1 protein-coding gene is annotated in these 1,414 nt (G+C 37.8%); it reads right to left on the bottom strand.

Going from position 1 to position 1,414, the window contains the following annotated elements; genetic code table 11:
• Positions 1-864: 864 nt before the first annotated feature.
• Positions 865-1,368, bottom strand: coding sequence for a hypothetical protein (locus COW20_06780; protein ID PIW49175.1), 504 nt, complete (start codon positions 1,366-1,368; stop codon positions 865-867).
• Positions 1,369-1,414: the final 46 nt, after the last annotated feature.

Genomic DNA, 1,414 nt, shown 5'->3' with positions numbered 1-1,414 from the left:
ACTTTCAGGTCTTATACCCCGATTTGAGCTGGGATGAGCTTGGGGAACTGCTTTCTGAGGAACTGGAAGAAGATCCGAGCATCAATACTCTGACTTACTGGCTTGAAACTGCTGAGAAACAAAAAATGGTTCTTGGTGAGGTAACAAATCTGAAATTTTATGGGGTTTGATAGGTCGCTTGAATTTCAATGCTGCACATGTTACGGCAACCCTGTGTCATTCCAGGTGCAACTACGTCACATATAGCACGGTAAGCTCCTGCTTCAGGCACATAACTTTCTATGCTGTTTTGGAGCGCATGGTGAATGGATGAATTAATATCAAATATACCACTACAACTATTTTTGATTCGGGGGTTTGTACATGAAAAACTGGTGGGGATTCTGCTTTGTGGTGTTGAGTCATCCCCAGTAAATGTCTGGTCAAAAGGTGCGTCTTTCCCATATAAGCCACCATGTACCCTGACACTCAAAGAACTGAGAGTTGGATACCTACTTTTCAGAGCTTGAAAACTGGTGAATTCAGACATGAATACCTCTTCTCAGATTTTATTGAATTATTTTACCATTTTAGCTAAATTAAGCTATCTCAAATGATTTTTCCCGTACAAATTTCTCTGATGAATGGATTTCGTTTTTAGGTAAAAGTAAAATGGTTTTTTGATATAAAACTATTCGTTTAATTAATAGTTTTATATCAAAAATTATCCTTGATGACCCACTCTAAATATTGTACAAAGCGGGAACTGTCTTTGTTTTTCTTCAATTTTTCGCTCAGGCAATTGAGAGTAATTCGGATCCTAAAAGAATTGTTGATCTTCTCATGATCAAAATTGTTCTGCTCATGAATCAGTTTTGCAAAAGATTAAGAAACTTGGTGAATTTTGTCCCAGTGCTCTTCAGGCATCCAAAGCGTCTTCTTTGTCTCTGCTTCAATGACCAATTTGTGGCGAATTAACTTTCGTTTTCCTTTGGCATCAAAAACGGGCAATTTGACGGCCTCTTCTTTTAAATCCAGGTATTGGGCACAAGTTTTACAGACGTAGAGATTGATCTCTCGCTGGGTTTCTTGAGGTTTTTTTCTGTAACTTTTCTGCACGTCTGTCCAGGCTAAACCATTATCTCCGCCTTTTTGACACAACGACTTCATGATTGTGAATTCTCCCCAAAGTGCCTCTATCATGATGTGAAACTTACCAAACGCTGAATGAGTGTATTCGTTCCAGAAAATTGAATCAGTAACCTGAAACATAGTAATAGCCTCCAATTTATGCATTAAAAGCAATATACCACTCAATAAAAATTTGGCACACACAAACAGTCCCAGATACGAATAATTTATTAAATATTTGATTTTTGGCTTTGCCAAGTCCTCTTCTTTTGGACAAAAAGAGATTGGTGTGTGGTTGAGCTTT

The organism is bacterium (Candidatus Blackallbacteria) CG13_big_fil_rev_8_21_14_2_50_49_14 (assembly GCA_002783405.1).
Classification (GTDB): Bacteria; Cyanobacteriota; Sericytochromatia; order UBA7694; family UBA7694.
Note: the sequence above shows the minus strand (reverse complement) of the source record. Positions and strands in the feature narration are given on the sequence as shown.